9 protein-coding genes are annotated in these 7,404 nt (G+C 68.6%); 3 read left to right on the forward strand and 6 right to left on the reverse strand.

What is annotated here, in order from left to right; genetic code table 11:
• From QZV72_RS11770 to QZV72_RS11790, 5 genes are all read right to left on the reverse strand, one after another.
• A partial coding sequence (locus QZV72_RS11770) for a hypothetical protein (protein ID WP_297008702.1) occupies nucleotides 1-611 on the reverse strand: 611 nt, incomplete at its 3' end.
• Nucleotides 612-664: 53 nt separating this feature from the next.
• On the reverse strand, nucleotides 665-1,696 hold the full coding sequence (gene rsmH, locus QZV72_RS11775; protein ID WP_297008704.1) for a 16S rRNA (cytosine(1402)-N(4))-methyltransferase RsmH: 1,032 nt from the start codon (nucleotides 1,694-1,696) through the stop codon (nucleotides 665-667).
• A 162-nt stretch (nucleotides 1,697-1,858) separates the two neighbouring features.
• On the reverse strand, nucleotides 1,859-2,290 hold the full coding sequence (mraZ, locus tag QZV72_RS11780; RefSeq protein WP_297008705.1) for a division/cell wall cluster transcriptional repressor MraZ: 432 nt from the start codon (nucleotides 2,288-2,290) through the stop codon (nucleotides 1,859-1,861).
• Between the two features lie 503 nt (nucleotides 2,291-2,793).
• Nucleotides 2,794-3,174 carry a DUF3040 domain-containing protein gene (locus tag QZV72_RS11785; protein ID WP_297008706.1) on the reverse strand — a complete coding sequence of 127 codons (381 nt, stop codon included), beginning with the start codon at nucleotides 3,172-3,174 and terminating at the stop codon, nucleotides 2,794-2,796.
• A 184-nt stretch (nucleotides 3,175-3,358) separates the two neighbouring features.
• On the reverse strand, nucleotides 3,359-3,778 hold the full coding sequence (locus QZV72_RS11790) for an SAV_6107 family HEPN domain-containing protein (protein WP_297008707.1): 420 nt from the start codon (nucleotides 3,776-3,778) through the stop codon (nucleotides 3,359-3,361).
• Between the two features lie 193 nt (nucleotides 3,779-3,971).
• On the opposite strand from QZV72_RS11790, the gene QZV72_RS11795 reads away from it, so the two are divergent.
• The gene (locus QZV72_RS11795; RefSeq protein WP_297008709.1) at nucleotides 3,972-4,598 is read left to right on the forward strand and encodes an N-acetyltransferase; all 627 of its coding nucleotides are present in this window, start codon (nucleotides 3,972-3,974) and stop codon (nucleotides 4,596-4,598) included.
• 18 nt (nucleotides 4,599-4,616) lie between these two features.
• Here QZV72_RS11795 and QZV72_RS11800 read toward each other — a convergent pair whose 3' ends face one another.
• Nucleotides 4,617-5,624 carry a methylenetetrahydrofolate reductase gene (locus QZV72_RS11800; protein WP_297008711.1) on the reverse strand — a complete coding sequence of 336 codons (1,008 nt, stop codon included), beginning with the start codon at nucleotides 5,622-5,624 and terminating at the stop codon, nucleotides 4,617-4,619.
• 135 nt (nucleotides 5,625-5,759) lie between these two features.
• Here QZV72_RS11800 and QZV72_RS11805 point away from each other — a divergent pair, with 135 nt between their 5' ends.
• Both QZV72_RS11805 and mptB read left to right on the forward strand, forming a co-directional pair.
• Nucleotides 5,760-6,881 carry a polyprenyl synthetase family protein gene (locus QZV72_RS11805; RefSeq protein WP_297008712.1) on the forward strand — a complete coding sequence of 374 codons (1,122 nt, stop codon included), beginning with the start codon at nucleotides 5,760-5,762 and terminating at the stop codon, nucleotides 6,879-6,881.
• Nucleotide 6,882: 1 nt separating this feature from the next.
• Nucleotides 6,883-7,404, forward strand: a 522-nt coding sequence (gene mptB, locus QZV72_RS11810) for a polyprenol phosphomannose-dependent alpha 1,6 mannosyltransferase MptB (RefSeq protein ID WP_297008714.1), incomplete at its 3' end; no start/stop codon positions are given.

The raw sequence follows: 7,404 nt of genomic DNA on the forward strand, positions 1-7,404 counted from the left end.
GTCACCGGGTCAGTCACCGGGTCAGTCGCCTGGCCGGTCGTCGGCCGGTCCGTCCGTGGCACACCCCGGCGGGTCGCATCGAGGTCGATGACCGCCGAATCATCCACCGGGTCAGCGGGACGCACCTCGTCGACCCGGTCGCCCCGGACATCGAGGACGCCGGTCTGACCGGGCACCACCATACCGAGCCTGGCAGCCTCGGCCGCGAGGTTCTCGGAGGAGCTCAGCTCCTTGTAATCACGGTTGAGCGACTCCAGCTCATTGGACAGTGTGGCGCTGCGCGCCTGCGCATCCTTGAGGGTGAAGGCCTGCTCCGTGGTCTTGCCGGAGAGGTACATGGTGGCACCGATGCCGACGCCCACGATCATCACGAGCACCACGACAAGCTTGAGGTACCCCGGAACGCCCCGCTCACGGGTGGCGACACGGTGGCCCCGCACGGAGATCTGCTGCAGCGACCCGGCTCGCGGCGGCACCAGACTGTGGCGCCGTCGCTGAGTGCCGGTGGTCCGTCCGGTGCCGGTGGTGCGGGCCCGTGACGGTGTGCGCTCCTGCGTCCGCGGACCGCGGAGTCCGAGTGCGCCGTTGCCGGCGACGATTCCTGTGCTCATGGGGTGCCTCGCTGTCGTGGGGAGAGAATGGTCGGTGGTGGTTGACATCGGGGTCAGTGTCCGGGTCTGCCGGGACTGTCACGGATCCTGCGGACCGCCCGTACCCGCACCGGTGCGGAGCGGGGATTGCGTTCGATCTCGGCGGCGTCCGCCTTCTCCGCGCCACGGGTGACGAGTTCGAAGGACGCTGCAGTGCCCGGCAGATCGACAGGCAGTCCCGGCGGCGTGCGGTTGGCGGTGAGCTCTGCGAGGGCCTTCTTGACGATCTTGTCCTCGAGAGACTGGTAGCTCATGAACACGGCCACGCCGCCGAGGCCGAGTCGGTCGGTGGCGGTCGGGATGACCGCGGCCAGTGAATCCAGTTCGGCGTTGACCTCCACCCGCAGGGCCTGGAAGGTGCGCTTGGCGGGGTGTCCGCCGGTGCGCCGGGTGGCTGCGGGAATCGTGCGGTAGAGCAGCTCCACCAGTCGACCGGAGGTAGTGAACGGTTCACGCTCCCGCTCCCGCAGCACCGCTGAGGCGATCTTGCCGGCGAACCGCTCATCGCCGTAGGCGCTGAGGACGTGGGCCAGGTCGCCGTGGCTGTAGGTGTTGAGCACCTCGGCGGCGGTGAGCGGGGAATCCTGGTCCATCCGCATGTCGAGCGGCGCGTCCTGGGCGTAGGCGAAACCGCGCTCCGACTGATCGAGCTGCATGGAGGAGACACCGAGGTCGAAGAGATAGCCGGATACTCCGGTGGCGGCGAACTCCGCCGGCAGCCGGTCACGGGAGTCGAGATCGTCGAGGGCCTCACCGAGCCCGTCGAACCGGGTGCGGTAGGCGATGAACCGCTCCCCGAACCGGGCGAGCCGGTCCTGTGCCTGGGCAATGGCGTTGGGGTCGCGGTCGAGTCCGACGACGACGGCGTCCGGGAAGGTCTCCAGGAAGACCTCGGTATGTCCGCCGGCGCCGAGTGTGCCGTCGACGATGACCGGGCGGGCGGCGCCGGTGCCCGAGACTCCGGCTCCGACCAGCTCGACCATGCGGTCGCGCATGACCGGGACGTGGCCGAACTCACCGCTGATCCGGTGGAACGGTTCAGACATGGCGGGCACCTTTCATGGGGTTCGACGGGTTCTGGGGGCACGGGAGGGGCTGCGTACGGGGCCTCACCTGCGCGGGTCCGCTTGACATCGGGGAAGTACATCAAGCAGGTCGTCCGTGCAGATGAGGGCCGGCACACAGCCCGGGGTCGCGCACACTGCGGGTCAGAGGAATCCCGCGAGGGCATCGTCGTCGCCGTCGGCGAAGTCCGCCTCGTGCTCCGACAGGTAGCTCTCGTAGGCTGCGGCGTCCCAGACTTCGATCCGGTCCACCGAACCGATGACCACGCATTCCTTGGTCAGTCCGGCGTACTTCCGGTGCGCCGGGGCGACGGTGATCCGCCCCTGACTGTCCAGCGCCTGCTCATCGGCGCTGGCGCCGAGACGACGGATGAACGCCCGGACCCGGGGATTGGACCGGGACGCCTCGGTCGCCTTGCGCGCACGGACCTGGAACTCGGCCTGCGGGTAGATCGCAAGACTGTGGTCCTGCCCGTTGACCACGACCAGTCCGTCTGCGAGTTCCTCGCGGAACTTCGCGGGCAGGGTGAGCCGTCCTTTGTCATCGAGCTTCGGGGTGAAGGTGCCGAAGAACATGTCGTCGACCCCTTTCCCCGGGTGACCGGTCGCTGGTGATCATGCAGTGTGCTGTCGCTGTGAAGTTGTCGCGGAGCAACTCTGCTGCTCCGCTGTCGCCCACACTACCCCACATTCCCCCACCTATTCCATGCCAATGACGGACAATGCCGGAGGGAACCGACGACAGGACACCCCGCAGGCAGATATAAACCTACATCTACCTGTATGTATGAACACCTCGAGATCAGTGGGGCATTGTGGGTGATTCCTCCCCGGATGCCCACCCGCCCTGCCGCCGCCCCGTCACCCGACACTCCGTACCACTCCGCGCCACCCCTGTTCCGCCCCTGTTCCGCCCCTGTTCCGCCCCTGTTCCGACGGTGAGCTCCGGCCCTCCGGGAACCGTCGTGGGTGGAAGTGGGGAACGCGGGAATGTGGTGCGCGTGCCATGAGAAAACGCCGGTGCCCCCGCAGGACCACTGTCCTTGCGGGGGCACCGGCGCGGGTGCGACAGCCGTGCGCTAGTCGAAGCGACGACGGAAGCTGTCCTCCATGCGGTCGGCGATACCGCCGGAGGAACCCCTGGCCTTCGGGCCACCGCGTCCCTTACCCGGGTTCTTCTTCCCCGACCGGCCACCGGGCCGGAACGCCATCAGACCACCGGCGAACATGATGAAGAAGCCGACGAGCCCGAGGAGCACGAACCAGAGACTGCTCTGCGCCAGGGCAATCCCCCCGACGAGGACACACAGGCCGAGGAGGAACACTGCGATCGACCGGATGCCCACGGAGACGCCACCGGAGGTCGTCGCGCGGTGACGTTCAGCGAACGCCGGGTCGTCAGCGATGAGCGCCTGCTCGATCTCCTCCAACATGCGCTGTTCCTGCTCTGACAGTGCCACTGTCGTCCTCCCCTGTTCCTTGTCGGACCGCCTGTTCGGCCACGGGTGATGTGGGTCATCTGGTCCAACGCACGGGGGGCGGAAAAAGTTTCCGTACCTGCCGTTCTCTGGACCACTTTCTACTGAGCCCCACACTACCCCACCGGACGGCCTCCTCCCCATATTCCTCCGGGCCCCTCCCGAGTCAGGCGACCTCCGGCAGATAGCCCACCATCCCGCGGACCTCGTCGATGAAATCGCAGACCGTCGCGTAGAAGCAGTCGGCGTCCGCATCGCGGAGCTCACGCTCCAGCCCCATCTCCACTCGGGCGACGAACCGCGCGTAGACCTCGAACCGCTCCACTGTCTCCACCATCTCCGGTACGGCGGTGCGCAACCGCGCCCAGGCACTGCCCGAGGTCCGGCGGCGCTTCCCCGTCCTCACGTCCTCGATGGCTGCTCCGGCACCACGCAGGGCAGCCCGGTAGGACCAGGTGATGCGCTCGGCGGGTTGCCGCTCCTGCCTGGCACGCTCCAGCAGCCGCTCCGCCTCGTCGATGTAGGATGCCGCCGTCACGTGCGGGGAACCACCGCGACGCAGGTGCGTCACCTTCCCCCCGTTCATCCTGTCCGCCGTTGACATCGGCCGCCTCCTCAAGGGGTATCGCACTCCGGTGGTGACGTGCCCTGCCGGCACGTCCTGACAAGGACACTAGGTCTCCGCCGGACGCGGCAGCGGCACTCCGGCACGAAATAGAACATGTGTTCCCTTCCCTGTCCGGTGCGCTCTTTGGCACGATGGAGGTGTGACCGGAACCATGAGACCCGAACCCACGGACGACGCAGAGTTCACCGACTCCGCCGTCAGTGTCTGCGACATTTCCCCGCAGACCTATCTGCTGCGGGTCGATGAACTGGTGGAACTCCATCTCGGAGCCATGGCCTACGGACCTGCGTCCCGCGCGCCGCGCCGGATCCTCTGGGCCGCGAACGCCACCCGCCCGGGTTTCACCGCGGCCGTCGCGATGTCCCACCGAGCCACTGCCCCGGCCGACCCCGCCGACGCCCACCAGCGGATCATCGGCATCGCCTACGGTTTCCCCGGCGTCCCCTCCTCCTGGTGGTACCGGGAAGTGCTCCGCGGCCTGCGCGCCACAGGACTGTCACGGACCGTGGCCACCGGGATCCTCGCAGACTTCGACGAACTCTCCGAGGTCCACGTCATGCCCGGTCACCAGGGACACGGTATCGGCCGACGACTGCTGGACAATCTGCTGCCCCGCCTGGACCGGCCGATGGTCATGCTGTCCACCCCCGAGGTACCCGACGAGGCGAACGCCGCCTGGACCCTCTACCGCGAACTCGGTTTCCGCGATGTGCTGCGGGACTTCCGGTTCGGCTCCGACCCCCGCCCCTTCGGGATCCTCGCCCGGCCCCGGCCCTGATCCGCCCGTCGGCGCCGGCTAACGCACCATGTCCTGCCCGAATCTGGGGCCGTAGGCCGGAGCCATACCGAGGTTGTGCAACACCTCCTGCGTCGCCCGGACGTTGTTCATCGTCATGAAGTGCAGGTCCGGGGCGCCCTCGGCGATGAGCCGCTCAGCCATCCTCGTGGTCACCTCGATCCCCGCCTCCCGGATCGCCGCAGCATTCTTCCGCTCGTCCCCGGCGGCGACCTTCGTGAACAGCTCCTCCATGTCGCAGGGCAGTTCACAGCCTGCCAGCTCCACCTGACGGCGCACCGACCGCAGTGAGGTGATCGGCATGAGTCCCGGGATCACCGGCTTGGCGCCGTGCACCGGGTCATAGGCGGCGAGCCGGTCACGCAACCGTAGGTAGTGATCGACATTGAAGAACATCTGGGTGATGGAGTAGTTCGCCCCGGCGCGCAGCTTCTCCACGGTGTGGCGGGTGTCCGCCTCGATGCTCTCCGCACGGTAGTGCCCCTCGGGGAAGGACGCGATCCCGATATCGAAGTCCGCACACTCCGGCATCGACCGCACCAGCCTGATGAGGTCCACGGCATGGGACAACCCGCCGGCGATACCTTCCCATTCTCCGGTCGGGTCCCCCGGCGGGTCACCGCGCAGAGCGAGCAGGTTCGTCAGCCCGAGGGAGGCGAACTCCCGGAGGATCCCGTGCAGCTCCTCCTCGGTGTGCCCGACCAGCGTCATGTGGAGAAGGGTGGTCAGCGGCTTCGTCGCCAGACGCTCCGCGACCCGCTCGGTACGGGCCCGACTGGAACCGCCGGCACCGTAGGTCACCGAGACGAAGCTCGCGCCGAGGTCGTGGAAGGCCTCTGCGGCCGACCACAGCCGATCCTCGGCGGCGTCATCGCGCGGCGGCATGAACTCCACAGAGAACGGGACACGACCGGGGGTGCCCCGCTTCAGGGTGTCGGAGACCGCCACCTGGAGGCTGGGGGTCGGCGGAGCGACGGAGGACGGCTCGGGGGAAGGTTCGGGAGACATACCTGACGATCATAGAAGACGTGTCGGGCCGCATGAGCGGTGGTCTCCCCCCGCCACCTACTATGGTTCCAGTCAACATCAGTCCCCCGGTCCGGTGCCCGCCGACCGGCCAGCGCCACCGGAGAGTGCCCCCGAATGACCAACGCCCCGACCTCCTGGACCCTGGACAGGCCGCTGGTGGACGTCCCCACCGCGGTAGACGCTGAACTGCGCAGCTTCTTCCGCGCCCGGCACGCCGAGTACGACGCCCTGGACCCGGTCGTCGCTGACGGGGTGGACGCCCTGGAGCAGTTCGTCACCGGTGGCGGAAAGCGGCTGCGCCCGCTGTTCGCCTGGGCCGGGGTGCGCGCCGCCCTCGACGGGGGCGGTGGATCCTTGTCCGGTTCCACCGGCGCCGGTGATCTGCTACGCGCGGTGGCGTCCCTGGAATTCATCCAGGCCTGCGCACTCATCCACGACGACATCATCGACCACTCCGACACCCGGCGCGGCCGGCCCACCACCCACCGCCGGTTCGAGGCGTCCCACAGGTCCCTCGGCTGGTCCGGGGATGCCGCCGGCTACGGCGAGAGCCAGGCCATCCTCGTCGGCGACCTCGCCTTCGCCTGGGCCGATGACATGCTCGTGGATTCGGGGGTGGACGCGGCGTCACTGTCCCGGGCCCGCGAGCCGTGGCGCAGGATGCGTACCGAGGTCATCGCCGGCCAGATGCTCGACATCGCGCTGGAGAACAGCGGGTCTGAGGACCCGGCCATGTCGCTGAAGGTCAACACCTACAAGACCGCGGCCTACACCGTGGAACGACCGCTGCATCTGGGTGCCGCCCTCGGGGACGCGGATGCGCGCACCGTGGAGCTGCTGCGAGGCGCGGGCCGGGACATCGGAATCGCCTTCCAGCTGGAGGATGACCACCTCGGGGTGTTCGGCGACCCGCGGATCACCGGTAAAGCGGCCGGCGATGACCTGCGTTCAGGCAAACGCACATGGTTGGTGATGCGCGCTCTGGCGGCGGCCGACCGCTCCGACCCGGCGGCCGCCACCCGGCTGCGTGAGGGGATCGGCACAGTGACCACCGATGCGGAGATCGACGAGCTGAGGCAGATCATCGTGGACTCCGGGGCGGCGGCTCAGAACACCGGCCGGGCCCGGGAACTGACGGACCGGGCGGTCGCGGCGCTGCGCACCGGGTACCTGGGGCACGGCGTCGTCGACGAGCTCGTGGCCGTGGCCGAGCAACTCACTGAACGCAGGAGCTGACATGGCGACCGTCTCCGCCCGGGTGCGGGACATGCCCCGCCGCACCGCGGTCGTCCTGGGGGCCGCCGGCTCGCTGATCATGGCTGGGACCTCCCATGCCGTCGGTGCGACCCGCACCCGCGGCGGTGTGCTGCAGTCACTCGGTCTGACCAATCTCGGTTTCGGGCATCTCGCGGGCATTCTCGTGGTCGTGCTCTGGCTCGGCGTTCTGGCCCTGGTGGTCTCCTGGGCGGTCCTCGGCGGACGGCTGCTGCGCCACGGTGAGTCGCTCGGCGTCGCCCCGATCGTCGCCTGGACCGCCCCGTTGCTGCTGGCCGGTCCGTTGATGAGCCGGGACGTCTACTCCTATCTCATGCAGGGCACGCTGAGCAGCCACGGCTTCGACCCCTACGAGGTCGGTGCCTCCGCTGTGCCGGGCAGGGTTTTCTTCGAGGTCAGTCCGGACTGGCGGAACACGACCACCCCCTACGGGCCACTGCACATGTGGATCGGGGAAGCTATCGTCCGGATCACGGGCGACAAC

Origin of the sequence: uncultured Corynebacterium sp. (assembly GCF_902782855.1) — a bacterium.
Taxonomy (GTDB): domain Bacteria; phylum Actinomycetota; class Actinomycetes; order Mycobacteriales; family Mycobacteriaceae; genus Corynebacterium.

Coding starts and splice junctions, on each gene's coding strand:
- rsmH (WP_297008704.1), bottom strand. CDS start 1,696: ATGTCTGAACCGTTCCACCGGATCAGCGGTGAGTTCGGCCACGTCCCG.
- mraZ (WP_297008705.1), bottom strand. CDS start 2,290: ATGTTCTTCGGCACCTTCACCCCGAAGCTCGATGACAAAGGACGGCTC.
- QZV72_RS11790 (WP_297008707.1), bottom strand. CDS start 3,778: ATGAACGGGGGGAAGGTGACGCACCTGCGTCGCGGTGGTTCCCCGCAC.
- QZV72_RS11795 (WP_297008709.1), top strand. CDS start 3,972: ATGAGACCCGAACCCACGGACGACGCAGAGTTCACCGACTCCGCCGTC.
- QZV72_RS11800 (WP_297008711.1), bottom strand. CDS start 5,624: ATGTCTCCCGAACCTTCCCCCGAGCCGTCCTCCGTCGCTCCGCCGACC.
- QZV72_RS11805 (WP_297008712.1), top strand. CDS start 5,760: ATGACCAACGCCCCGACCTCCTGGACCCTGGACAGGCCGCTGGTGGAC.